Genomic DNA, 24,121 nt, shown 5'->3' on the forward strand with positions numbered 1-24,121 from the left:
TAGGGTTGTTACGCGCAACCGACAGGAGAGCAATCATGTGCCGCTGGCTCGCTTATACCGGCAATCCCGTTCAGCTCGAAACCGTGCTGTTCAACGCCCGGCATTCGCTGATCGATCAGAGCATGCATTCCCGGCTCGGCGCCACCACCACCAATGGCGACGGATTCGGGATCGGCTGGTATGGACATCCCACTGACATTCCGTTTCGCTACCGCTGCATCCAGCCCGCGTGGAGCGACCGCAATCTACGCGAGGCCGCGCGGGCAATCCACTCGCCGCTGTTCGTCGCGCACGTGCGCGCGGCGACCGACACGCCGTCGCAGGAAACCAACTGTCATCCGTTCCGCCACGGCCGCTGGCTGTTCGCGCACAACGGCCTGGTGCGCAACTATCCGGCGGTGCGCCGCGACCTGATGGTGAAGATCGACCCCGATCTGTTCCCGTCCATCGAAGGCTCGACCGATTCCGAGGTGCTGTTTTTTCTCGCGCTGACCTTCGGGCTGGAGTTCGCGCCCGTCACCGCGCTCGAACGGATGGTCGGATTCGTCGAAGCCACCGGCCGCCGGCATGGCGTGGATGAACCGCTGAACATGACCGTGTGCGCGACCGACGGCGAGCAGATCATCGCGGCCCGCTATTCGAGCGAAGGACAGTCGCGCTCGCTGTTTCACAGCACGTCGTTCCGTCATCTGCGCGAGTTGTATCCCGACGACGAGCGCATCAAGACGGCCGGCGAGAATGCGTTCCTCGTGTTGTCCGAGCCGCTCGCGGACTTGCCGGGCTTTTGGGAGGAAATTCCCGAGAGCACGGCGGTGGTCGCGCGCGGCGGCGAGATTGGGCAGTATGCGTTCAAGCCGCGACTGGACTGAGCCGCGCCAAGCCAATCGTGCTCGAAGACTTGCCTTACGCGATCGACGAGATCCAGTTGCGGACGAAGCCTCTTGCGCACCATGCGTGACGGTGTCCGCTGGGACGGCCCAACGTTCGTTACTCCCGTTTAAAAACCCGCATTTCCGCGCACTTTCAGCGGAGGCGCCTTGCGCATCTTCGCCGGTGCGCCCGTCGAGCGCGTCCATGATGTGCAGCCGATTCCCAATGCCCGCCTCCCGAAGCCGCGCAACGTCGGCACGAATGCCCGGGCCCGCGACTTGCTAAATGTTGCCGCGAGGTGACATATATATGAACGACGAAAAATTGATAGAGCCGGAATCCGCCGTACGCGATTCCGTGGAGCGATCCTGGATCAGACGCCTGGGCCCTGGCCTGATCACGGGCGCCGCGGACGACGATCCGTCAGGAATTGGCACCTATTCGCAGGCCGGTGCGCAGTTCGGATTCAACCTTCTTTGGGTGATCCTGATCACGTATCCATTGATGACCGCAATACAACTGGTGAGTGCGCAGATTGGCCGGGTAACCGGCAAGGGCCTCGCGTCCAACATACGCGCGCATTATCCGGCATGGCTGCTGTACGGCGCGGTCGCCCTGCTCGTCGTGGCAAACGTGATCAACATCGCCGCCGATCTGTCGGCGATGGGCGCCGCGGCCGGATTGCTGCTGCCAGGTCCGCAGCACCTTTATGTCGTCGGCCTCGGGACGCTCTGCGTCGTTCTGCAGATTTTTGTCCCCTACGACAGTTATGCGCGCATTCTGAAGTGGACCGCCCTCTCGCTTCTCGCGTACGTCGCGGTCGCATTCATCGTTCCGATCCCCTGGGGTGAAGTCGCGCGCGCCATTGTGTTGCCGCGCATCTCGCTGACGTCGGACTATCTGACCATGGTCGTCGCGGTGCTGGGCACGACGATCAGTCCGTACCTGTTCTTCTGGCAGGCGTCGCAGGAAGTCGAAGAAATGCGCTCGGCACCGGAACAGGCGCCGTTGCGCCGCGTACCGCACCAGGCGCCCGCGCAGTTGCGAAGGATCCGTTTCGATACGTGGGTTGGCATGGGGGTGTCCAACTTCGTCGCATTCTTCATCATGTTGACGGCGGCGGCCACGCTGCATCTGCATCACATCGACGTGAAAACCTCGGCCGATGCCGCGCGCGCGCTCGAGCCGTTTGCCGGGCGCTTCGCTTACGTCCTGTTTGCGCTCGGCATCATCGGAACCGGCCTGCTCGCGCTGCCGGTCCTCGCCGGTTCGGCCGCCTACGCCGCCGCGGGCAGCTTTCGCTGGCGCAGCAGTCTCGCGTTGCATCTGACACTCGCGCGTGAATTCTATGCGGTGATCACACTGGCCATCCTGGGCGGTGTGGCCATCACCTTCATGCATTTCGACCCGATCCGCGCGCTGTACTGGAGCGCGGTGATCAATGGCGTTACCGCGGTGCCGATCATGGTCATCATGATGCTGATGGCGCGAAGCCGGCGGGTCATGGGACAGTTCGCCGTCAAGGGCGTGCTGGCCTGGGGAGGATGGCTCGCAACGCTCGCGATGGCGCTGGCGGCTGTGGGCGTGTTCGTACCGTCATAACAGACGCGTGCCACCGCGAACCCGGCTTTCGCACGGAACAGCGGTGCCCCGCAATTCGGGCCGCACGGGTTGCGCAACGGCAAGCGAATCTGAACTTCCCCGTTTCAGGTTCGTCTGAACCGTGCATCCGGCCAGCGACGGCGCCGTCACATGCTGACGGTTTGCCGACAACAGCGTGGCCGCTCCCGTTCGCCCATCAAGGAGGATTGCAAATGCCGAAAAAGCGTTCAGATGAATCGTCAGCCGCACGCGGCAACCGCAGCGACAGGATTCTCGCCGCGCCCGTTTTCTCGCAGCCACAACCCACGCCGGACCCGCAAACTTTCGTGGTCAGGCACGCATCCGATGCCGCAGCCTACAAGGTCATCGACGAACTGAACCGCGAGCACAAGCTGAAGGCGCTGCCGTTTCCGCCACCGCGCGGCGGCACCGAGCCCCGGCTGACGTTTGCGGAGGTGGTGGACAACAACCAGAAGCTCCTCGATACGATCAGCGCGAACGGACAGATCGTCTTTCACGCCACCGGCGATTGCGGCAGTACGAAAGGTCCGGCCACCCAGAATGAAGTTTCGGACAAGATGGTCAGCGACTTCGACGAAGCCGATCCCGCCGAAGTGCCGCAATTCAACTTCCTGCTGGGCGACATCGTCTACAGCTTTGGCGAAGCGCAGTACTACTACGATCAGTTCTATGAGCCGTACCGCAACTATCATGCGCCGATTCTCGCCGCTGCCGGCAATCACGACGGAATGGTTTCGCCGTTGCAGCATGAGAAGAGTCTGCAGGCGTTTTTGAGGAACTTCTGCTCCGACTGCTTCCAGGTCTCTCCCGATGCGGGCAACCTTTCACGGACGGCGCAAATTCAGCCAGGCGTTTTCTTCACGTTCGAGGCGCCGTTCGTGCGCATCATTGCGTTGTACAGCAATACGCTCGAGGACCCAGGCGTGATCGCGGACCGCCAAATCGGCAACAGCCAGCTGAAGTTCCTGAAAGCGGCGTTATTGCGGGTGAAGAAAGAGAACTATCGAGGCGCCCTGCTTTTCGCGCATCACCATCCGCCCTATGTGGCGCGCGGCCGTCATGGCTGGAGCGTCGAAATGCAACAGCAGATCGATACTGTTTGCAATGAGGTCGGTATCTGGCCGCATGCCGACCTCGCGGGACACGCGCACAACTATCAGCGCTTTACGCGAACCCGTTCCGATGGCACCCACATCCCTTACATCGTTTGCGGGAACGGCGGTCACGCCGTGCAGCGACTCACCACCAACGGACAGCCGCCCCTTCGCGCGCCGCAGCTGATCCAGGCTGCGTCGAAAGACACGGATGCCGTGGTCCTTGAAAGCTACGACGACCGCAACTTCGGCTATTTGCGGCTCGTCGCCAACGCGAGGCAACTGCGTATCGAATACCATCCCGCGGTTGACGGACCCAACACGAAGACCCCCGACGATCAGGTGACCATCGATCTGGCCACCCGGCAGGTCGCTCACTACATGGCTCGCGACTCGGGAATACCCGCTCTTGCGGAGCGCATTCGTCAGTTCGCGCAGGTCAAGCCCCACCAAGGCTGATGGGCGCGCAATCCGCCCCCGAACTCATGCGAACCGCGGTTCCCGCGCGTTTCCCCGCATTAAAGATTTGTGACTTCCTACCGTAATAATAAAAGTGAGGCGGCTCGCAGCGTTCGAGCCGCCGCTCAACCCGGTAGTCGGAGAACAGCGTGAGACTCAAAGCGGCTTCGTGCCCTAAAGAAACCAATCCGATTGAGTCCCGGGTCGATAGCGACGCACATGCCAATGGCTGGTCAGCCCGCAACCAGCAGTTTCTTTCCTGTTTCCTGTCGCGGTACGGTCAACGCAGGACCATACCGTTGTCGAGTCTCTGCATTGCCGTCGTTGCCGGCGTTGGCATCGGTGCTCTTGTGCATCAAGCGGCCGGTGAAGCGGCGATTACCCTACGTGTCGCATTGTCGATGGTGTCGGGCGCAGCCGGTCTCGCGATCGTTCGTCGCAAACTCGGCGTGGATTACGCGCGGCAAAGCGCCGCCACCGCACTGGCGAGCGGGCTTCTGCACGCGAATCGCGACTGCCTGAAGGTGCTCGCTACCGACGGAAAAATGCTGCGGGCGTCGGAGCATGGCGCGATGTTGATGGAAGCGGAGTCACCGGAGCAACTGTCCGGCGCGGGGCTCTTGCCGGAAACGGCGCCCGCCAAATCCTTCTCGGCCGCCGTGCGGTCCTCGCCGGTCCAGAATGCGAGCCAGTCGGGGCGTACCAGGTGGTGGAACTCCACGCTCACGCCAGTGACGGGCGACGACGGTGCGGTGAGCGCGCTGCTTTGTGCTTCCGAGGACGTCACCCAGCAATCCGAGCTGCTGAAGACACTGATCACTTCGGCGCCGAGCGCCGCGAGGCAGCGGCCCACATAGGGACCGGCGAGAAAGTGGCTGTAGTCGACGACGCGAATACCTTCGAGGGGACGGGCTTGCATCAGTTCGCTCCCGGACGGCGCGGCACCATCAGGCGACGTTCGCCGCGCTGGACGACCTGGCCGTCCTGATTGATCAGCTCGGACGGCAGCACGACGATGCCCCAATCCGGACGGCTGTTGCTCGCGCGCATATTGCCCACGCGGAACCTGACGTGAAGCACATCGTCGACCTTGATCGGCAGCAGGAAATCCCACGTCCAGCCGAGCGACATGCCGGGCAGGAAGCGATAGTCGCTCTGCGTCTTCAGGCCGGCCCCCAGGAATGCGATCTTCATAGGTGTCTCCGTGATATGGAGACGAAGATACGATTCCGACGTCATGCTGGCAATGCAATGAACGCAATATGAACATTGCCTATTGCAATGGCGCAGTGCGCCACCGCAGGTGGATCAACGTTCCAGCCTTTCCCTCAATGCGTGCGCAGCGTTTGCCCGCTCTGTCCCGCGTTCATCGCCGCGGCTCTTTCCGTTCGATGCATCGCGGCCACCTTCGCTTCCGCGGCCTGTAGATCGGCAGGATACGAACCATCATCGCCCATCGACGGGTTGTATCCCGCCGCTTCAAGTTCTTCGAGTTCGTGCATGACCTCCGCGCGCGTGACTTGATGAGGCTCGGGCTCCGACACAGTTTGTGCATCCACGATTGCAGAGCTCGCCATCGACATCACACCAACGATCACGAGGCTCAGTAGCAGGGAAACCGCGTATTGATTCAACGATCCGGATTTCATGATGTACTCCTTTTGACATGGGGATGTATTCGCGCATCTGCATTCACTTCGAACCGTCTTGTCAGATTGTGAGCGTTACGCGATGCACATCCGGTAGACGGAGATTTCTTGTTGGATATTCCCGGGCTTCGCGTCAAAGAGCACTGTGATAATCCGGATACTTCCAAACACCTAAATAGAACTCCCACGCAATCTTCGCCGCTCGATCCCGTTGCGCAATTGCCCCGCGACGAACGCGCCGACGATCAGAGCCAGATATAAGGCCACGAGATCGTGACGCCAGGCATTCAGCGTAAGCTGATGCGCGATCAGTTTTGGATCGGGAGCCGCGAGGATCGCCCGCTTCGCTTCGACGGTTCGCATCATCCGCACAAAGCCCACCGCGGACAGCAATGGCAGCACGATGACCGAAGTGAACAGCACAGGCTTCATGCGAAGCGCCCATGGCATGTGACGCAAGCGAAACCATAGTCCGAGGCATCCGTGTATCCATCCGGGCGCGAGCAGCGCAAGCTGCAAACCTTGCGTACCTGTCGTTAGCAACTGGATCACGACGCGCTCGTAGTCCGGTTCGAAACCATACAGCGCGGACGCGAGCCGGGTCGTCACCGCATGACGGATCAGCAGCAGCGGCAGGCTGATTCCTGCCCACAGACGCACCCACTCCACCGCAGGCAAGGCCCAGTGACGGCGCGCATAGATGGTTCGCATCGCCAGCGCGAAATGCAGCGCGGCCGCCCCATACAACGCGATCGTTCCAGGCGCACTGCGCCAGAGCCGTAGCGCTAGAACGAGACCACGTCCGGCAAGTTCGAGCGACCAGATTCCGAGTGCGTGATTGAGCAGATGGAGAAAGAGATAGACCAGCAACACCACGCCGGAGCCGAGTTGCATCCGGCGCAACGCGGCTTGTATCCGCAACGTCATGCGAACGTCCCGCCGGTGTCGTGCGCCACGTGTCGGGCAAACGCGGCTTCGATGACGACCTGTTCCGATGCGCGGACCATATCGACGATGTTCATTTGATCACCCATTTGCCGTCAAGTCTTACCTGCAAGACCGCGGGGATGCGGTGGTTATTCCCGATTCGATTTACGTGGCTTCGCAGTGTCGAGCGAGTACGACGCTCTCGCGTGCCCGCGATGACGATTCGGCGCGTGTTGCGTGAGTTAGCGACTATGATTGATTGGTTGATTTTGGCCGACCGGAACCACATCGACAGGCCGATGAAAGACTTCTACCAAATCGAATGCAAGTGCGGATATGCGGTGATGCGAACCTGACGCCCTTCATGCGGCACGGCGGCAAGTTGCTGATGGCGCACGGCACCGTCGATCAGACCGTCAGCACGCGGGCAACCGAGATCTACTATCAGCGCATGCTGGTGACGATGGGCTTTGGCGCGGTCGGCTCGTTCGCGCGCTTCTATGAGATTCCGGGGCTGCAGCACGCGGTCGGCACCGAGTTCAATGCGTCGTGGGACTCGCTGACGACGCTGGAGAACTGGGTCGAGCACGGCACACCGCCGGCGCATCAGGTGGTCACCGATACGGAGGGTGTGCCGGGACGCACGCGGCCGCTATGCCAGTATCCGGCGTGGCCCAGCTATAACGGCGCGGGCGACGTGAACAGCGCGAACTCGTTTACCTGCGTGCAGTGAAGCCGGTCATGGAGAGGTTGGCCGGTCGAGGCGCTAACTGGATGAATCGACATCTTGCCGGAATCGACGGCGTTGCGCGGGGTCGGTGATGCAGTCCTCGACCCGCTGGACGAACTCGTCGAAATTCGCGGCATGCCGCGCCTCGCGACTGGCGATCATCTTCGCGATCGGGCCCAGATAGACGGCCAGTTTAACGGCGACGGCATCGATACTGGCCTGATCGATCGCACTGTCTGGTGACGTGCCCGCGGCGCTCGCGGGCGATACAGCCGATACCTTTGCGGCAGCCGTCGCGACGCGTGAGCCCGGCGATGACGAGGTCATCATCGACATATCGGGCAAGCCAGCCGTCAGCCGCGCGAAGGCCTGCTCGAATTCGAGCCGCGCCGTGTCCGGCAACGCCGCCGCTAGCTGCGCGCCGAGCGTCGGCAGGTCGTTCGTCTGGGTGGCCGCGCGTCGCACCAGAAGGCTCGCGAGCGGGCCCATCTGGGTCGCGAGTTGGCGTTCGATGCGCGCGAGCATCTCAGGCGGCCAACTCGGCGGCGCCGAAGGCGCCGGCACAGGTGCGGGGTCGACGCCCGTCGCATGCGCTGGCAAGGAAGCGGACGCGGACCAATACGCGGACGGCGTCACGATGGTCCGGTCATCGTCGGCCGCCGCCGGTGAGACGGCCAACAACCTCAAGCTCGCGAGCCATTCCGCGGCCGAACCGAAGCGGTCGTCCGGCCGTCTCGCGAGTGCTTTCGCGACCATCGCGTCGAGCGCCGGCGGCAACGCGGAGACGATTTCCGATGGCCGGGCCGGCGCATCTTTGAGGATCTTCTGCCTGATCGTGGCCGGCGAGCCGACGAACGGCTGGCGGCCGGTCAGCATCCGGTACAGCACGACGCCGGCCGAGAACAGGTCCGCGCGGGCATCGACCGATTCGCCCTCGAACTGCTCGGGCGACATGTAGCTCGGCGTGCCGATCATCCACCCGGACGAGGTGGCGGATGAGCCGATGCGCGCGACGCCAAAATCGGCGACCTTCAGAAGCCCTGCCGCCGTGACGAGCAGATTCGCGGGCTTGATATCGCGGTGCACGACGCCGGCCTCATGCGCATACGCGAGCGCGGCGAGCAGTTGCGCGAGCCAGTGGAAAGCGTCCGACAGCGGCAACGCGTGGCCCGGCACCAGCAATGTATCGAGGCCATGCCCGGCGACGTACTCCATCACGATATAAGCCGTATCGCCGTCTTCGCCGAAATCGTGGACCGTGACGATGTTCGGATGCGCGAGCCGACCGGCCGCGCGTGCCTCGTTGCGAAAACGCAGCAGCATGTCGCCACTCGTGTCCTCGCCGGCGAGCAGTTCGCGACGCACGGTTTTCAGCGCCACCGGTCTTTCCAGGTGCGGGTCGAACGCGAGATAGACGAGGCCCATGGCGCCCGTCCCCAGCACGCGGTCGATGCGGTACTTGCCAATGCGAGTAGGCGTTGCTTCGTTGCTCATTCGGGTTCCGGTCGAGGGGCGCCTGGCCGATCACGCCAGCTTACGCCCCCAGCATCCGCAGCGCTTCGACGAGACTCGTTTTCATGCGGTTGAACGAGACCGCGAGCGAGGCGATTTCGTCGCCGCCGCGCGTCGAAAACGATGCGGTGTCGAGCTTGCCGAGGCTGACTTCGTCGGCCGCGCGCGACAATGCCTTGAGCCGCTTCGTCACGAGGAAATGCACCATCAGGTTCAGCGCGATCAGCACGCATCCGAACACCGCGGCGAACGACAGCATGAACGTGCGCCAGACGCTGTGCGCCTGTCCCAGCGGCAGCGACATCGGCACGGACACGACCTGCGCGCCGATCGTTTCATGCAGGGGCCAGTTGAAGCCGTTCGCCGGCCCGTATTTGTCGATCATCGTGCGCGGCGCCGCGCTGGGCGTGCTGTGGCATTCGAGGCACGCGGCCGAGTCGATGCGGGTGGGCCGCGCGATGTACAGGCTGGGGCCCGACGGCGTCGCGCGTTCGCCAATCAGTTCGGGCAATTCGGGGTGGTCATGCAGGCGCCGGATCACATCGGTCTCCCAGTCCGTGGCGCGGTCGCGCGGGTTGGTCGGATCGAGCATCGCGCTCTTGTACGAGAAGCCCGGAAACTTCTTCTGGATCGCGAGCAGGCTCTCGACGGCGGAATACGCGGGAATCGACTGCGGGACGAACGCGTATTTGATCTGCGTGGCAAGCAGCGGCGTCACCTGTTCGGACGTGTAGTTCTGCGCTGCGGTAGCGGCTTCGATCATCAGGCTCGCGTCGCGCACGGTCGTCTGCACCGCGTTTTCCTGCAACACCCGGTCGGCCACGAAACCCGTCGCGGCGAATCCCGCGGCGAACACGACGAGGAAGGCGAGATTGAACTTCAGAGTCAACGACAGGTTCATGGCTGCTCCACGCGAATGGTGTGCAAGGGCGTCAACGCCCGGTGGTGCATGGTACGTCAATGCGCGTCGGCGTCGTCCGGCGTAGGTTAGTGCCGGTATAGCCAGCTGGGGCCGGATTCGGGACGCACCGCCGGCGGCGCTTGCGCGGGCCTTTTGTGTGGCTCGCTCGCTTCGGGACGCACCGCCGGCGGCGCTTGCGCGGGCCTTTCGGTTGGCTCGCTCGCCGGGCGTGGCGGCGGCGGATGCAATATCGGCCGCCATTCCGGCAAAACGTCCAGATGGGCGTCGACCTGCGCGCGGAAGGCCGCTGTCTTCAGGCGCGGCACAAAGCGTTTGACGAAGGTGGCACGCTCGCTGACGCTGCTCGTGAGCCAGTCGGAGACGTCGGCGTAGTCGACGGCGCGAAGTGGAGCGGCAAGTTCGTGCCTGCTCGCGAGCCGTCCCGCCATCCCGACCAGCGCGTCCCGAAAGCCTGGCGGCATCGTGCCGATGAACTCCGCGGATGGCCGGGCTTGCGCGCGCAGGGGCCCGTCGGCAAGTCGCTCGAGGTACTGGCCCGCGTGCAGGATTTGCCTGGGCGCCTGGCCAGGGGCGCGAACGACGACGATCGCGTCGTCCCCGGACTCCGCGAAGATTGCGGCGCGCTCGCCGGTGGTCATCGCGACGACCGACCACGGACCATGGCCTGAAGGTTTGATGTCGAGGCCGTGAAGTTCGATCGACAGCGGCGGTTGCGCACCTCCGCTCACGTTGCAGCCGACCTTGAGCCAGCCGCTCAGCATCGTGATTCGCAGCGGTCCCACCGCGGCGTTTTGCGACGCCGACAGCGTTTTGAGCAGTATTTGCGTTTGCGGCCCGAGCGCGATCAGCGTCCCCGCACCGTCTTCGAGCTGCGCGGATTTGCCGGCGTCGGTTTCGATGATGTCGTCGTCGCGCAGCCTGGCGCCCTCGCCCGTCCGATACAGCGAGGCGCCGCGAATCACCGACACGGGACTCTCGGCGAACGAGACGACGACGTCCGCGTGGACGAGCGGCACCGCCGACGCAAACAGCGCCAGCGCGCCGCCCGCGCGTGCGCGCAGGAAGGCTGACGCCAGCATGACGAGGAAACGGCGAGCGGATGGCATCATCGGGGTCCGTTACGTCGGTGTCTGCGGTACTGTTTATCGTAGACGGTCCGATTCGTCGAGGGGTTCACCGACGAAGGCCGACACACGGCGTATTTCCCCAATCGCGGCGCGCGGCTTTCAAAAAGACGCGCATCGCGTTGTTTTTTGCGGACCGCCGCGCTTGCCTCAATTCCCAAACGTCGCCAGCTTGAACGTGCACGCAGTCGCCCCCGGCATCAGAAGCCCCTGCTCCACGCCAACGGGCACCTGACTATTGCCCGGCCCGTACAGCCAGTAGGTGAAGTAAAGCGCTCCCGCATGGCTGACCGCCAGTCGTTCCAACGCCTGGAACGGCCCCGAATTGATCTTGCCCAGCTGCGGCACGAGGTTGATATCGGTCGAACCGCCGAGCGTGTGCGGAATGGCGTGCCCCCGGTGATAGGTCCCGCCGTTGGCGAGCGGATGTCCGCGCATCCGCGTCGCGATTTCCTTGCGCGGCACCGTACTCTTTCCCTGACTGATTCCCCACGCTGCAATGAGGCGCTCGGTCGTCATATCGAACAGATATGAAAACTGGCCCACGGAAGTTTCGAGCAATTCGCACGATGCCACGCGCGGAACATAATCATCAGCCCACAGGGCGATCAGCAGCGGGGCCACCTCGTCGCTAAACGCAGCGGTCGCATGTGCGTGCGACAGGCGCGGCAAAATGCGGTTGAGTTCTGCGTAATCCGTCATGTGTCACCTCGACAGCGTGTGTCGCGCGGTTCGCGCGGCTCGCTTCGTCCTTGCTATCCGCCCGCTCTCGCGACCGCCTCCTGCAAGCGCCGCCGCACCTTGCCGACATCGACGCCGCCAGGTCCCGGCGTGTCGCTGATCGGCATATAGCGCGCAGGCGTATGCAGCAAATAGGCCTGCATCTCATCGATCACGATCCGGTCGCTCGGGTCGTAGCCGAGATTCTCCAGTTGCCGGGTCAACTCCGCGCGTTCCTCGAAGCTCAGTACCTGCCACCAGAAAGCGCGGCACGCGTGTGCGTAGGCACCGTCCGAGAAGTACCGCCAATGGCCTAATTCGTGACTGAGGATCGCGGCCCTGACCGTGGCGTCGATCGTCTCGCCGCCTGGCGCGCGACCCAACCCGGGAATGGTGATCAGAAAATCGTGTGCGTTCGTCGCTTTCCAGATCCCCTGCTCCTCGCGAATCAAACGCCATCGCACGAGAATCGTCTGCAACGTGCGCTCGCCCTGGTTCAGCATCACGTCCTGCTCGCGCGCGAGTTCGAAAAAATGCGCCAACTCCTCCGCGCTGAAGTTGTTGCCCGCCGTCAGCCCGGCGGGGTCGGTGCCAAAGCGCCGCGCGTGAGCCGCGATGGCCGCCGCCGACACCACGCGGTCGCGCGGCATATCGCGGCGTTCGAGCAATGCCACCACGCGCGTGAACATCGCGCCCTGTTGCTCGAGGCTGGCCGCCTGCATCACATGGAGGCCGGGTTGGTCCGTCACGGAGAACAGTTGCAGGCGCGCGTCGGGAGCCAACGCGGCGGCGAGCCGGGCAAGCGGCAAGCGCACCGCTCCGGTGTCGTCGTCGACGGCCGCGGGTCTGTCGGCGGCGTTGTTCGAGTCCTGCGGACCCGCGGCGACCGCGATCGTGGTGACGCACGCGAACAGCAGCGCCACACCTGTCGCCACGTCGCAATACACGCGATAACGTGTCATCGGTGGCAACCTCGAAAGCGCCTAATCCGTGACCGTGACGATCGTCACCCGACGGTTCTCGGGCGCCGTCGGATTGCGCTTGTTCAACGGATCGGAAGAACCTTTGCCGAGCGACGATAGCCGCTCCGCCGAGATACCGTCTTTCCGCGTCAGATATTCGACCACCGCGGCCGCACGGTCTTCGGAGAGCTTCATGTTGGCATCGGGCGACCCGCGAGGATCGGCATGCCCTTCGACGCGAAACCGGTACGCCGCGAGTTTCTCCGACTGCAATGCACCGGCGACCTTGTCGAGCGCGGCCTTCGCGCTGTCGGTGAGCATGGCCGAATTGGTGGCGAACGTGATCAGGATTTGCGCGGCGGGTTTTCTAGCGGGCGAGGGGCGCGGCGCGGCGGACGGCGGCTTGTTCGACAGCACGAAGCCGCGCGTCACGACGTTCTCGCCCGACTCGCTCGACTGGTCGGGCTCGAGCGCGCGCGTCACCGACTGCTCGTTGATGTCCTGCTCGTTCAGGACCGGTTCGGCTGCGCGCGAGGCTGTGCACAGCAATGCGAGCAAGCACAGCGTCGCGGACAGAACGCCGCCTGGAATGCGTCGTGCGGAAGACGGATGGGTCAGGCGTGACATACGGCGATCTCCGCAGAATGGAGTTGCGGTGAGGCCGCCAGCGCCCCTTTACGGACCGTCGGCGAACACCGGCGGGAACCGGCGTATGACAGCCTCATCCTTTAAAGACGAATGATGGGAAGTCAATTTGAAACGCTTACCCTTACCCGCGGCGGCGACGTCAGTGATGCCGTTGCTGTGCGCCCGGGTTCGAAATCACGTCGATCACCGAATCCCACTCTTGCGTGCCGACGTCGAGCAGACTCGCGAACTGCAAGCCGGTCGTCGTGCCCGCGGAAACTCTCGCCGAAGCCGGCACGGCGGGTGATCCGTCGCTCCACCAGACCGCGTGTCCCATTGCGACGGTCTGTTCGAGCAAGGCGGCGAATCCGCCGTCGGCTGCATCAGGAATGGCGAGCCGCCACGGCATCGATGCGCGATCCCCTTTGAACAGGCTCTCGGCTCGCAACGCCGCGTCGAAAGCATCGAGGGCGAATTCCTGCGTCAGTGTCGACAATGCGAGCGCCACCAAGCGGTCATACCATCCTTGCGCATCGGCCAGTCGCCGTGCGAGTTCGGCGCCGTCGATCGCCTCTGCGATCGTGAACGGAAAATAGCGCCCCACACGGTCCACGCCCGGCGTCAGAACGCCCGCCCACGCGCTCGGGCCATACAGACCCGCGCCCAGCGCGAAACACCACACCGGGGCATTCAGATACAGTTCCAGCCACTGCGCGCCAAAGCGCTGCCGCGAGAGCAACATGCCTTCCTGCAAGCGCTCATCCCAACGCGTGACGAACTCGACTGGCAAGCGCCGTCCCACGAAGTCGCCATGCGTGCGCACCTTGCCGAAGAAGCCGGGCCCGGATGTCGGCTCCTGCGCAAGCTCGCCGCTCATAGACGATCCGGACAGCGGAACTGCTCGAGCATGGCACGGCGAAACGGATTCACGATGCTGCTGGCTGCCAGTTCGAACTCCGCGCGCCGGCCATCCGAGTCGAAGCTCAGGCGAAAGCGGTCGGGTTGCGCGGTGGGTTGCAGACGCGCATCGTCCATCAGATGCAGCAGTGCCCACGGTCCGTCGGCGCGCGCCGCCGGTGTGCTGCCCGCCGGCGTGAACTCGACGTGCGCCTGGCCGGTGCCCTTGCCGCTCGGCCACTGGAACACCATCGATTGCGGCGTGTCGGGTTTGACGACCATTTGCTGCCCATCGATGTCGAGCGTGAACTGGGTAATCGATGGATCGATGGTGAGCGGCTTCACCGTGAAGCGCACCGACACGTCTCGGCCGCCGGCCCGGAAGAACGCGTCGCGGATCTGCGCGGCGCGCTGGAACTGGCCGAGCACGTCGACCGGGATGCCGAGCGTATCGACGCCGCTGCGCCATTTCCACTGCGGTCCCGACATGTCGACCATCGTTGCCAGATTCTTCTGGAAGAAATCGTCGATCAGGCCGCCTGGGCTCAGCAGCCTGCCGAAATCGTCGGGCGCGACGTCGCGCGTCGAGCCGCGCACGAGAGGATAGCGACCGTCGAGCGCCTGCCGGCACAGCTGCGCCACGTTCGCCTGCCACAACGCGTTCAGGCGCGCCCGCTCGCCGCCCACCATCAGCGACCCCGCCCCGCTCGCGACGCTGGTGGCCACCGTCGCGAGCGGCGGCGACGACCCCTGGGCCACCAGCTTGAGCTTGTTCAACGCATCGCCGGGTGGCGGCGGCAAGCCCTGACGGCGCGCCGAGTCCGCGGCCTCCAGATAGGTCGCGGCGTCCTTCAGCGCGGCGAGTTGCGCGTCCAGCGGAGCCGGGCCCGGTGCGCCGGGTTTGCCGGCCAGTTCATGCAGCGCCTGGAAATGCGCGTCGACCGGATTGAGTTCGGCCGGCGCGGGCGGTGCCGCGTCTTCCGGCTGGTTGCCGAGCGCGCTCTCGAGGCGTTTTTTGGCCGCATCGAGCTTGTTGGTCAAAGCGGCAACGCCCTGCTCCGTCAGCGAACCGCCTGTTTTGGTGCCGCCCAGCGTGGTTTCCTGCGCCGCGGCCAGCATCAGCGAGCGCAGCGGCGAGTCGGGCGCCGCGAGCACATTCGCCACGCGTGCCCCCTGCTGCACGCCGTCGAACGGCACCACGTCGATATCGTTGAGCAACGCGTCCCACTGGCGGATGTACTCGTCGTAGTAAAGCCGGGTGATGCCCGCCTTCAGATCCTCGATACCGTTCGGCGTCAATACCGATTCCTGACGGCCGAGCACCCAATCGTCCTTCGCGATATCGATTACCGCCGCGTCGCGCAACTGGCCGAACTTCTGATAGCCGGCCCGCGTGTACGCGCCTGTAACACCGCGCGTCAACGGCGCGCCGCTCTTGCGCACGAGCACCAGCGCGGCATTGCGCCCCGCCGCGTTGGCGACGCTGAACTCCGGCAGTCTGCTCTGTTCGAGATCGCGTTTGACGCGGTTGAACAGACGCTGCGTCAGCGGCATTTTGGCGAGCGTCGCGCGCGCCTGCGCGATCAGATCCTTGTCGAGCGGCAGCGACGCATCGAAGCGCGCCGGCTGGAACAGCGCGGCGAGATGGCCGTCGAGATCGTTGCGCTGATCGTCGCTGGCATCGCGCAACGGCCCGCGGCGCCAATCGACATCGGCCCACAAGCGCACCGAGTCGGCGTCGAAGTGCAGCGAATCGCCCAGCATCAGATATGCGCGCAAGACCTCATACTGGAAGTCGGGATTGTTCGCGTCACCGCGGCGCAATTCTTCTTCCATGCGGCTCACGACCAGAGGCAACAGGGTCTGACGCAACAGCCGCCGATAACTGGTCTGCGCTTCGAGGCCGAGCTTGTCGCCCTGATAAAGGCCGAGGCGCGACAGCCACGGCACGCTCCTGTCGCGGTCCGCGTAACCGCCGGGAAGGTCGCGCGCGGCATTGAGCAGCGGCAGCAGCGCGAGCGGGTTGTCGCCCGGCTGGGTGGTCTGCGCGAGCTTCTGCAACTCGGCAACGTGCTGTCGAACATCGGCGACGTAAGCGCGATTGCGTTGATAGCTGACGAAGAACAGAACCAGCGCCAGCACCGTGACGATGCCGATCGCCGCCAGCGCGGCGCGCTGAAACCAGGCGCGGCGCCGCTCCAGCTTCTGGTTCACGCCCGCGAGTCCGGCTTCCTCGAAGATCACGCCGCGCAGCAGCCGCGTGATGAAGTAAGCGCGCCCGCTCGCCGGATCGGGCAACACGACCTGTTGCTGGAAGCCGAGCGCCGAGGCGACCGCGCTCATCACGCGATCGATCGGCCGGCCTTCCTGGGTGCCGCTCGTGAAATACACGCCGCGCAGCAACGCGGACTCCTCGAAGCGCGAGGTACTGAAGGTTTCGTCGAGAAAGCTTTTCAGTACGGCTTGCAGACCCGCGAACTGCTGCGGAAATCCATAGACGAGCGCACGCCGGCGCACATCGGTCTCGCGCTGCATACGGTTCAGCACGCGGGCTTGCAACTGCTTTTCCAGTGCGTCGAATTCGGCGGGAAATGCGGCCAGTGCGTCGTCTGGTGAGCCTCGCTCGGTGAACGGGAACGTCATGCCCCAGACCTGTTCGCGCTCGTCGCGGCGGAGGTCGTCGAAGAATTCCGCGAAACCCGCGAGCAGATCGCATTTGGTCACGATCACGTAGACCGGAAAACGCATGCCGAGCTTGCCGTACAGTTCCCTGAGACGCTCGCGCACGGCTTGCGCCTGCTGCGCGCGTTGCGGGTCGGACAGTTGCAGCAGGTCGCGCGTCGACAAGGCCACGATGACGCCATTCAGCGGTCGGCGTGGCCGATACTTGCGCAGCAGTTGCAGGAAGCCGGCCCACGCGGCCTGGTCGGCTTCGGCGAAACTATCCTGGGTGGTGAAGCGGCCCGCGGTATCGAGCAGCACCGCATCGTCGGTGAACCACCAGTCGCAATTGCGCGTGCCGCCCACGCCGCCGATCGACTGCTTGCCGAGACGCTCGGCGAGCGGAAACTTGAGCCCGGAGTTCAACAGCGCGGTGGTTTTGCCCGTGCCGGGCGCGCCGACGAACATGTACCACGGCAACTGGTACACGTACTGACTACCGAAGCGCCCCTTGACCCGCGCCTTGCGCAAGGTCGCCATGGCGGCTTCGAAACGCTGCTTCAACGCCGCGATGTCGGCCTCGGATTCTTTCTTGCCGGGTGCGGGCTCGGCCGGTCCCTCTGCCACCACGCGAGTGAACTGGATGTTGGCGAGACGCACCGCGATCCAGCGCACGCTCCAGTACACCGCCCACACCAGCAGCAACACTATGATCACGGCCCAGCGGCTGCTGTTGCTTTCGAGCGGCTCATGACCCGCGTACGCGACGAGCGGCCCCTCGACCCACACGATCAGCGACAGCGCGAGCACGCCGAGCAACGACAGCACGATGGCTCGTCTGAGCCAGCCAAAGATTTTCATACCCGGCTCCCCTGTGCCACCCGCGACGGACCCATCCCGAAGGCCTTCACGACGCCGCTCCCGGCGCCAGCACCGTGATATCGACGCGGCGGTTGCGCGCGCGATTCGCGGCGGTGTCGTTCGGTGCGATCGGCTCGGCGTCGCCGCGCCCTTCGGCGCTGAAGCGGGCGGGGTGGCCGGCCCGCGACGCGAGCATGTCGCGCACCGCTTCGGCGCGCGCCTGCGACAGATGCCAGTTCGACGGGAAGCGCGCGGACAAGACTCGCTGGCTGTCCGTGTGACCCGCGACCACCACGTTGCCCGGCACTTCCTTCAACGCGTCGCCGATACGCTGGATGAGCGGGACGAAACCCGCGGCGAGATCGGCGCTGCCCGAGCCGAACAGGCCGTCGCCATTGATCGTGACGACGGTCCGGTCGGGCAACTCCGAGACACGCACGAGGCCTTGGGCAATTTCAGGCGCGAGGAACTGCGATAGCTTCGGCGCAGGTTTTGGCGCCGCCGCCAGCTTCGACGCGAGCACCGGAGCCGGCGCGACCCGGATCGCGTGCAGCGCTTCGAACACGCGGTCGGACATGTCGTTGAGCCTGAAGCTCAACACCAGATTGACGATCACCAGCACGAGGCAGGCGATTGCCGCCGCCACCCACAACGGCACGAGTTGCAGCAACGGCTTGCGTTCGACCTTGACCGGCAGCCAGTGCAGCGACAGATCGCGTTCGGCCGCGCCGCGCTGGCCGCGAATCATCTGTTCGAGGCGTTCGCGGATCGTGTCGAGCTGCGTGCGGCCACCGTCGATCAGACGGTAACGTCCTTCGAAACCGAGGCCAAGAATCACGTAGATCAATTCGAGCACGTCGATATTGCCCGCGGGGTTCTGCGCGAGACGCTGCAGGATCAGGAAAAAGCGCTCGCCACCCGAGGCCTCGTTGTGGAATGTCACCAGCAAGCTGCGGCTGCCCCACAAGCCCGCCCCCCATGGCGTGCTGGCGATCGCTTCGTCGAGGAACGTGCACAGGCAATAGCGCGAGGCGCCGAGCTTCTCGTCGTCGATGCCGTTGGCGCGGCCTTGCGTCTCGAAGTTGCGCACCATTTGCATCAGCTGGTTGCGCAGGTCTTCCACATTCGGATGGGTCGGCAACTGCCGCAACGGCAGCGCCAGTTCGATCAGCGGGTTGGCCGCGCGCAACAGCGGATTCAGACCGCCGCCGGCGGGCAGCATCGGCGCGGGCGTTGCCGCGGCCGCCATGAACGCCGCCCGCGCGCCGCCCGGTGTCGGAATCAGAATCGTCGCGCCGGGATCGTCGGCGGGGCCACGCGGTTCGTCTGGACTCACGATGAACTTCCTCAATCAATGCATCAGCGGCGAATTGCCCAGAACTCCATCGTCAGTCCGGGAAAGTCGCCGGCGACGTGCAACGCCATGCCCGCGGAATTCGCGAACTGTTTCCACAGTTCGTTGCCGCGATCGAGTTCGAAGTAGGTAAAGCCCGCATGGAACGGCAGTTGCCGGGGCGCCACGGGCAACGCGCGCAGGCCGACGCCCGGCAATTGCAGATTGACGAGATCGCGAATGCGTTCGATCGGGCCGATCTTCACCTGTGGCGCGAAGCCGGTCAGGATGTGCTCGGCCGGCATTTGCGCGCGCACCGCGAGCACGAAGGTGGCGCCGGCAAACAGCGTCTTGTCCGGCACGATCGCCACGCGCAAGCCGAACTTGCGCTCTTCGAGCGGGATCGCCACGGCGTGCGGGTCCATCACCATGCTCAGCGACGCGCGAATGTCGTCGATCACCGGTGCGAAGGTTTCGCGCAACCACTCATGGCGATACACCGGATACGCCGGCGGCCGCTTCGACGCCTGGCTGAAGGTCGCCAGCTCGCCGGCCAACTGCACCGCCACCTGGTACAGCGCCTCGGGATGCAGACCGGTCATCGTCGAGAGATGCGCGGCCAGCGGCTCGTGGCGATTGATCAACTGCAGCAACAGGAAATCGGCCACTTCCGCGACACCCGTCACGCCGGGCTGTGCAAGGCGTCCGGCCAGCGCTTCACCGCGTTGATGCAGAAGGCCCACGAGGTCGTCGACGAACGCCGCGAGGCGGCGCGCCACCCGATAGTCGAGACACGGCGGGCTGTAGTCGTTTTCGAGCACGACGCGATTGTCGGGCAGACGCTCGAGCACGCGCGCGACGCCGAGCGCGGTGTAGGCATTCGCCACTTCGGGAGCGAGCGCGAGACGCACGCGCAGTTTGCCGATCTGCAGCAACGCCGCGCCGGCATTCGGATCGTTGCTGTCGCTGACGTCGAATTCGGCGACACGGTGTCGCGCGAAGTTCTCCTCGCTGGCGTCGTTGCCGGTTTCGGCGACACCCGGCCTGCGCACCGGCAATGCCAGTTGGACCAGCATGTTGCGGGTGCCTTCGGGAATCTCGAGCGGCTCGGGCAAGTCATCGTCGGCGGGCAGATCGAACGGTGTGCCATCCGGCATCACGCCGGAGCACGACAGCAGCGCGAGCTTGCCGAGCTTGAGCAGCGACTCGTCGATCTCCAGCGCGGTAAAGCCCCAACTGTACGGACGCAGGCCGGCCGCGCGCGTCTCCAGTTGCCGCTGCAGATAGCGGTCGTGCTGCTGCAAATGCTGGGGCTGCAGAAACATACCCTCCGACCAGATGACTTTGCTGTTCCAGGACATGTTGTCTCGTTCAAACGTTTCTAGGTGGGATCGGCGGGATGCTTCGGCTGACGCGCGCGCGCCGCGCTCAGTTCGTCGATCTGCGCTTCGTAGGCGTCATTGAACGCCTGACCGAAGAGCTTCTGGAAGTCGTCGTCGGCTTCGCGCGCGACGGCGCCCTGCAATGCGACGAACAGATCCCACAGTTTCGCCTTGCGGTTGGACAGCACTTTTTCGAGCGCGCCGGAGTCTTTCAGCTGCGCTTCGATCGAAGCGGGATCGAAGCGTCCGAGCACGTGCGCGAGCGCCGCGCGCATGCCGGCGAGCACCGCGAGTTCGTGCGCCTCGATATCGTCGAAGGCGCGCCTGAGCGCCTCGTCGGGCGGCAGATAACCGGCCGAGCGGCCAGTCAGCATCTGCGCCAGCGCGCTGTCGACGTCCGGGAAAAACTTGAGTGGATTGTTGTCGCGCGCGACGATCATCGTCGTGTCGAGACGGGCTTCGCGTTTGGTCATCGAGCGCGCCCGCAGCACGCCCATCGTGCCGCGCAGCGCGTCGCGCAGCATCGTGCCGATCAGACGCGCGAACTCCGCTTCGGGCAGGTTCGGCGCGCGCGACGGATCGAGGCCAAGGCCTTCGAGCAGCGCCTGCAGGGTGGCCGCGTTCTGGCTCGCGGAAGTGGCGGCGGCCGCGTGCCGAACCGGGGCCGGCTGGACGCTCGGCGCTGGCGCGGCAGGCGCTGGCGTGATCGGGTCCGCGGACGGAGCCAGCTGCTGAAGCTGCTGCGCCACAGGCTCCAAAGCGGGCTGCGCAGCGGACGACGGCCCCGGCGCCGCGCCAGGTACAGCCACCCGCGCGGTGGCGGCTTGCGGCGCGACCACCGGCACGACCACCGGCACCACGGGAGCCAAAGGGGTCGATGGCGCAAACTGCGTCGACGGCGTCGTCGGTATCCCGAACAGATCATCGAACGGTGTCGCCGCCGACCCTGCCGCGCCGGGATCGAGCAATCCCGGCGGCAAGCCGGTCGGGCCGCCCAAAGGCGCGGCCGCCGGCGCGGGCGCAGTGGGCCACCCCGGCAACTCGTGCGAAGGATGCGGCGCGGCCGGCGAGCCGCTGCCCGGCTGCCCGGGCGTTTCCCATTGCGCCAACGCCTCCGCGAGCGGATCGTAGTCCGCCGGAATACCCCCCGTGGGTGTGGCAGGCCGGCCGGGATCGGGCCGGGACGCTTGCGGCGCCGAGAACGCCTGCAACTCCGGCGACACATGATCGCTCTCCGAGCCCGCAAAGCCCGGACCCGACGAGACCCGCTGCGGTTCGCCGAAGCCCGGCTGCCCGAGTGGATCGAGCGCGCCCATCTGCAACGCGTCGCCTTGCGAATCGGCCGGCAACGGTCCACTGAGCACCTGCGCGGCACTCAGCGGATCACGCCCGCCCGTCAGACCGCGCACGCCGGCCGCCTGCTCGCCGATCGACACCTCGAGCAGATACGGACCGATCAGCAGACGGTCGCCGTCCGCGAGCCGCGCCTCGCGCGTGCCGCCCAACGCGCGCTGATTCAGCACGCTCGGATTGCTGCCCAGATCGCACAGCAGATAGTCGCCGCCGCGAAACTCGACGCGCGCGTGAACGCGCGAGATCGCGCGTTGTTGATCGGGCAGCACCAGCGTGCAGTCGTTGGCCCGGCCAATCGTGCCTCCGGCGGGGCCGAACGCGATCGCGATCGGCTCGGCCAGCGTCTCGTCGTTGAATCGCGCAACCCGCAGCGAAAGAATCGGATAGTTCACTTGGCTCCCCACGAGCGGTCAGGTGCATCACTCACGATTTGATTTTTTTGGTTCCGTCGTCGGCGTCTTTGGGCGCGCTCGGCGCGGTCGGTGACGAGCCGCTGCCGGAGCCCGCCGAGCCGCCCGAATTGAGCAGGATCGGTGTGCCCGACACCGCCACGCTGACCGGCCCGACCACCACGAAGGCGCCGCCCGCCTTTAGCGTAATGCTCGCACCCGCTTCGATCACGATGTTCATTCCGGCCTTGATGTGGATATTCATGCCGGCGTCGATCGCATAGTCCATGCCGACCTTTTCCTGCAACTTCTGCCCGACCTTCAGCGACGCGTTGCCATCGACCTGGGCGTTCTGGTCGCCCGTCACGGCGTCGTGGCGCGCGCCGGTGATCGCCACGAACTCGTTGCCGGTCACTTTCAGATGCCGGTCGTTGCCGACGTTACTCAGCATGTCGTTCTTGACCCAGGTCTCGTGGTCCTTTTCGGCGTGGAAGAACAGTTGCTCGCTGCCCTTGTCGTCGTCGAAACGCATTTCGTTGAAACCGCTGCCGCCCTTGGTCGAATTGCTCTTCAGCGTCGAGAACATCTGATTGGCCGGCAGTTCGTACGGCGGCATCGTGTTCGCGTTGTAGACGCAACCGGTCACGAGCGGCCGGTTCGGATCGCCCTCGACGAACTCGACGACCACCTCCTGACCGATCCGCGGCAAGAAGAACGTGCCCCAGCGTTTGCCGGCCCAACTCTGCGACACGCGCACCCAGCACCGCTTCATGCGCGCGTCGGCATCGGCCGGCGGAGCGAACTGCTCCCAATGAAACTGCAGCTTGATGCGGCCATATTTATCGGTGAGGATTTCTTCGCCGTCCGGGCCGACCACCATGGCGGTCTGCGGGCCCGCCACGACCGGCTGCGGCGTCAGCCGCTCAGAGCGGAAGTGGTTTTCCTTGCGCAACGCGGTGAACGCGCAGTCGAAGAGCGGCAGCGAAGGATCGTGGCGCACCGTCGACACATAGACATCCGAATTGATCTCGTACGCGGCGCTGACCACCAGATACTCGTGGTTCTGCGTATCGCAGGCGTGATTCTCGAGCTTGAACTGACCGCCCGGCCAGATGCCGCGCGCGCTCGATCGGCCCGAAATGCTGTCGTTGCGCGCCTGACGGATCTCGATACCGACCTTCGCATAGCGGTCGCCATCGCTGGACTGCGCGTGGCCGCTCAGATGTTCCTGCATCGCGTACACCGGCGGATCGTACACTTTCGGCCGCGTCGCGCGCGACAGCAGGCCTTGCTGATTGCTCAACGTGGGCTTTTCGAAATCGTAGTCGTTGACTTCGTACTTGCCGGTCTGCAATTCCGCGCCCGAACTCCACGCATACACGCATTCCTTCTCGTTCGAAGGCTCGTACCACGCATCGTACGAAATCGACGCATAGTGTTCGATCGGTCCGTGAACGTCGCTCGAATCGGTCAACACCAGCGTGTGCTTGCCCCCTTTGTGCTCGAAGTAGTAGTACATGCCCTCGTGCTCCATCAGGCGGCTCACGAAGGCGAAATCGGTCTCCCGGTATTGCGCGCAGTGCTGCAGCGGCGGATAGGTCGCCTGGCATTTATTGCTGACGTCGATGTTGTAGTCCTGCAGCACGCCGGTCACGATATCGAGCACGCTCTTTTCATGGAAAAAGCGGCTGTGCGCCGCGCGCGTGAGCAGCCACAGCCGCGGACGCACCACCGCTTCATAGCGCGCCATGCGGTTGCGGGTGTTGTCGCCCGGTGCGACGATCCGGAACGCCGTGACGATCCCGTTGAATTGCCGCTCGCCGTCCTCTGGCAACGACAGTGCAATCGAGATGTCATGCCCGAGCAGATCGCCGGCCTGCACATCGTTGCGCTTGCCAAGCAGATCGAGCCGCCATTCGCTCAGGCGTCCCAACTCCTCGGTGCCGCTCAGATGCAGAAACAGCAGATCCTCGCCGGCAGGCGCGCAACTGACGGTGACGTGTCGGTTCGGGTTTTGCGTGGTCAT

19 protein-coding genes and 2 pseudogenes are annotated in these 24,121 nt (G+C 64.9%); 5 read left to right on the forward strand and 16 right to left on the reverse strand.

The genetic code is table 11. The annotated features are described in order from the left end of the window. Positions 1-35 precede the first annotated feature (35 nt). The 4 genes from OKW28_RS04045 (at position 36) to OKW28_RS04060 (ending at position 4,903) form a co-directional block, all read left to right on the forward strand. Entirely contained in the window at positions 36-869 is an 834-nt protein-coding gene (locus OKW28_RS04045) for a class II glutamine amidotransferase (RefSeq protein WP_429443885.1), read from the forward strand. A 310-nt stretch (positions 870-1,179) separates the two neighbouring features. Continuing rightward, positions 1,180-2,472 (forward strand): NRAMP family divalent metal transporter, encoded by a 1,293-nt coding sequence (locus tag OKW28_RS04050; protein WP_429443886.1) that lies wholly within the window; start codon positions 1,180-1,182, stop codon positions 2,470-2,472. Positions 2,473-2,684: 212 nt separating this feature from the next. Next, positions 2,685-4,046, forward strand: a complete 1,362-nt coding sequence (locus tag OKW28_RS04055; RefSeq protein ID WP_429443887.1) for a metallophosphoesterase family protein — start codon at positions 2,685-2,687, stop codon at positions 4,044-4,046. Between the two features lie 401 nt (positions 4,047-4,447). Then, on the forward strand, positions 4,448-4,903 hold the full coding sequence (locus OKW28_RS04060) for a PAS domain-containing protein (protein WP_429446846.1): 456 nt from the start codon (positions 4,448-4,450) through the stop codon (positions 4,901-4,903). On the opposite strand, the pseudogene OKW28_RS04065 reads toward OKW28_RS04060, so the two are convergent. The 4 genes and pseudogenes from OKW28_RS04065 to OKW28_RS04080 form a co-directional block, all read right to left on the reverse strand. Beyond that, positions 4,855-4,965 (reverse strand): annotated as a pseudogene (locus OKW28_RS04065) (CoA transferase); the annotation flags it as partial. The gene OKW28_RS04060 and the pseudogene OKW28_RS04065 overlap by 49 nt on opposite strands. Then, a pseudogene (locus tag OKW28_RS04070) lies at positions 4,965-5,216 on the reverse strand (MaoC family dehydratase); the annotation flags it as partial. The pseudogenes OKW28_RS04070 and OKW28_RS04065, both read right to left, overlap by 1 nt. A 158-nt stretch (positions 5,217-5,374) precedes the next feature. Continuing rightward, the gene (locus tag OKW28_RS04075) at positions 5,375-5,695 is read right to left on the reverse strand and encodes a DUF4148 domain-containing protein (RefSeq protein WP_429443888.1); all 321 of its coding nucleotides are present in this window, start codon (positions 5,693-5,695) and stop codon (positions 5,375-5,377) included. 171 nt (positions 5,696-5,866) lie between these two features. Continuing rightward, complete coding sequence (locus tag OKW28_RS04080; protein ID WP_429443889.1) at positions 5,867-6,622, reverse strand: hypothetical protein; 756 nt, start codon at positions 6,620-6,622, stop codon at positions 5,867-5,869. Between the two features lie 322 nt (positions 6,623-6,944). Between OKW28_RS04080 and OKW28_RS04085 the strand changes: the two genes are divergently transcribed. Further along, positions 6,945-7,355, forward strand: a complete 411-nt coding sequence (locus OKW28_RS04085) for a tannase/feruloyl esterase family alpha/beta hydrolase (protein WP_429443890.1) — start codon at positions 6,945-6,947, stop codon at positions 7,353-7,355. A 33-nt stretch (positions 7,356-7,388) separates the two neighbouring features. Here the strand turns inward: OKW28_RS04085 and OKW28_RS04090 are convergent, their stop codons facing one another. The 12 genes from OKW28_RS04090 to OKW28_RS04145 form a co-directional block, all read right to left on the reverse strand. Next, positions 7,389-8,846, reverse strand: coding sequence for a serine/threonine-protein kinase (locus OKW28_RS04090; RefSeq protein WP_429443891.1), 1,458 nt, complete (start codon positions 8,844-8,846; stop codon positions 7,389-7,391). 40 nt (positions 8,847-8,886) lie between these two features. Continuing rightward, entirely contained in the window at positions 8,887-9,765 is an 879-nt protein-coding gene (locus tag OKW28_RS04095) for a c-type heme family protein (protein ID WP_129959255.1), read from the reverse strand. An 86-nt stretch (positions 9,766-9,851) separates the two neighbouring features. Next, positions 9,852-10,895, reverse strand: a complete 1,044-nt coding sequence (locus OKW28_RS04100) for a hypothetical protein (RefSeq protein ID WP_429443892.1) — start codon at positions 10,893-10,895, stop codon at positions 9,852-9,854. A 165-nt stretch (positions 10,896-11,060) separates the two neighbouring features. Continuing rightward, a complete protein-coding gene (locus OKW28_RS04105; RefSeq protein ID WP_429443893.1) occupies positions 11,061-11,612 on the reverse strand; it encodes a hypothetical protein in 552 nt (183 codons plus the stop codon). Between the two features lie 53 nt (positions 11,613-11,665). Further along, positions 11,666-12,592, reverse strand: coding sequence for a hypothetical protein (locus tag OKW28_RS04110; protein WP_429443894.1), 927 nt, complete (start codon positions 12,590-12,592; stop codon positions 11,666-11,668). 21 nt (positions 12,593-12,613) lie between these two features. Further along, a complete protein-coding gene (locus OKW28_RS04115; protein WP_429443895.1) occupies positions 12,614-13,219 on the reverse strand; it encodes an OmpA family protein in 606 nt (201 codons plus the stop codon). A gap of 160 nt (positions 13,220-13,379) precedes the next feature. Further along, complete coding sequence (gene tagF / locus OKW28_RS04120; RefSeq protein ID WP_429443896.1) at positions 13,380-14,096, reverse strand: type VI secretion system-associated protein TagF; 717 nt, start codon at positions 14,094-14,096, stop codon at positions 13,380-13,382. Next, on the reverse strand, positions 14,093-17,638 hold the full coding sequence (gene tssM, locus OKW28_RS04125) for a type VI secretion system membrane subunit TssM (protein WP_429443897.1): 3,546 nt from the start codon (positions 17,636-17,638) through the stop codon (positions 14,093-14,095). The genes tagF and tssM overlap by 4 nt, the downstream gene beginning before the upstream one ends. 46 nt (positions 17,639-17,684) lie before the next feature. After that, on the reverse strand, positions 17,685-18,974 hold the full coding sequence (gene tssL / locus OKW28_RS04130; RefSeq protein ID WP_429443898.1) for a type VI secretion system protein TssL, long form: 1,290 nt from the start codon (positions 18,972-18,974) through the stop codon (positions 17,685-17,687). 23 nt (positions 18,975-18,997) lie between these two features. Further along, positions 18,998-20,332, reverse strand: coding sequence for a type VI secretion system baseplate subunit TssK (gene tssK, locus OKW28_RS04135; protein WP_429443899.1), 1,335 nt, complete (start codon positions 20,330-20,332; stop codon positions 18,998-19,000). Between the two features lie 20 nt (positions 20,333-20,352). Further along, a complete protein-coding gene (gene tagH, locus OKW28_RS04140) occupies positions 20,353-22,098 on the reverse strand; it encodes a type VI secretion system-associated FHA domain protein TagH (protein ID WP_429443900.1) in 1,746 nt (581 codons plus the stop codon). Positions 22,099-22,129: 31 nt separating this feature from the next. Beyond that, entirely contained in the window at positions 22,130-24,121 is a 1,992-nt protein-coding gene (locus OKW28_RS04145) for a type VI secretion system Vgr family protein (protein ID WP_429443901.1), read from the reverse strand.

The organism is Paraburkholderia sp. 40, from assembly GCF_050434105.1.
Lineage (GTDB): Bacteria > Pseudomonadota > Gammaproteobacteria > Burkholderiales > Burkholderiaceae > Paraburkholderia > Paraburkholderia tuberum.

Excerpts from the sequence above, each read along its gene's own strand:
- OKW28_RS04045 (WP_429443885.1), top strand. The coding sequence starts at position 36 with ATGTGCCGCTGGCTCGCTTATACCGGCAATCCCGTTCAGCTCGAAACC.
- tagF (WP_429443896.1), bottom strand. The coding sequence starts at position 14,096 with ATGAGCGGCGAGCTTGCGCAGGAGCCGACATCCGGGCCCGGCTTCTTC.
- OKW28_RS04075 (WP_429443888.1), bottom strand. The coding sequence starts at position 5,695 with ATGAAATCCGGATCGTTGAATCAATACGCGGTTTCCCTGCTACTGAGC.
- OKW28_RS04090 (WP_429443891.1), bottom strand. The coding sequence starts at position 8,846 with ATGAGCAACGAAGCAACGCCTACTCGCATTGGCAAGTACCGCATCGAC.
- OKW28_RS04055 (WP_429443887.1), top strand. The coding sequence starts at position 2,685 with ATGCCGAAAAAGCGTTCAGATGAATCGTCAGCCGCACGCGGCAACCGC.
- OKW28_RS04105 (WP_429443893.1), bottom strand. The coding sequence starts at position 11,612 with ATGACGGATTACGCAGAACTCAACCGCATTTTGCCGCGCCTGTCGCAC.
- OKW28_RS04100 (WP_429443892.1), bottom strand. The coding sequence starts at position 10,895 with ATGATGCCATCCGCTCGCCGTTTCCTCGTCATGCTGGCGTCAGCCTTC.
- OKW28_RS04145 (WP_429443901.1), bottom strand. The coding sequence starts at position 24,121 with ATGACCACGCAAAACCCGAACCGACACGTCACCGTCAGTTGCGCGCCT.
- OKW28_RS04095 (WP_129959255.1), bottom strand. The coding sequence starts at position 9,765 with ATGAACCTGTCGTTGACTCTGAAGTTCAATCTCGCCTTCCTCGTCGTG.
- OKW28_RS04050 (WP_429443886.1), top strand. The coding sequence starts at position 1,180 with ATGAACGACGAAAAATTGATAGAGCCGGAATCCGCCGTACGCGATTCC.
- OKW28_RS04080 (WP_429443889.1), bottom strand. The coding sequence starts at position 6,622 with ATGACGTTGCGGATACAAGCCGCGTTGCGCCGGATGCAACTCGGCTCC.
- OKW28_RS04060 (WP_429446846.1), top strand. The coding sequence starts at position 4,448 with ATGGTGTCGGGCGCAGCCGGTCTCGCGATCGTTCGTCGCAAACTCGGC.
- OKW28_RS04085 (WP_429443890.1), top strand. The coding sequence starts at position 6,945 with ATGCAAGTGCGGATATGCGGTGATGCGAACCTGACGCCCTTCATGCGG.
- tssM (WP_429443897.1), bottom strand. The coding sequence starts at position 17,638 with ATGAAAATCTTTGGCTGGCTCAGACGAGCCATCGTGCTGTCGTTGCTC.
- OKW28_RS04110 (WP_429443894.1), bottom strand. The coding sequence starts at position 12,592 with ATGACACGTTATCGCGTGTATTGCGACGTGGCGACAGGTGTGGCGCTG.
- OKW28_RS04115 (WP_429443895.1), bottom strand. The coding sequence starts at position 13,219 with ATGTCACGCCTGACCCATCCGTCTTCCGCACGACGCATTCCAGGCGGC.
- tssK (WP_429443899.1), bottom strand. The coding sequence starts at position 20,332 with ATGTCCTGGAACAGCAAAGTCATCTGGTCGGAGGGTATGTTTCTGCAG.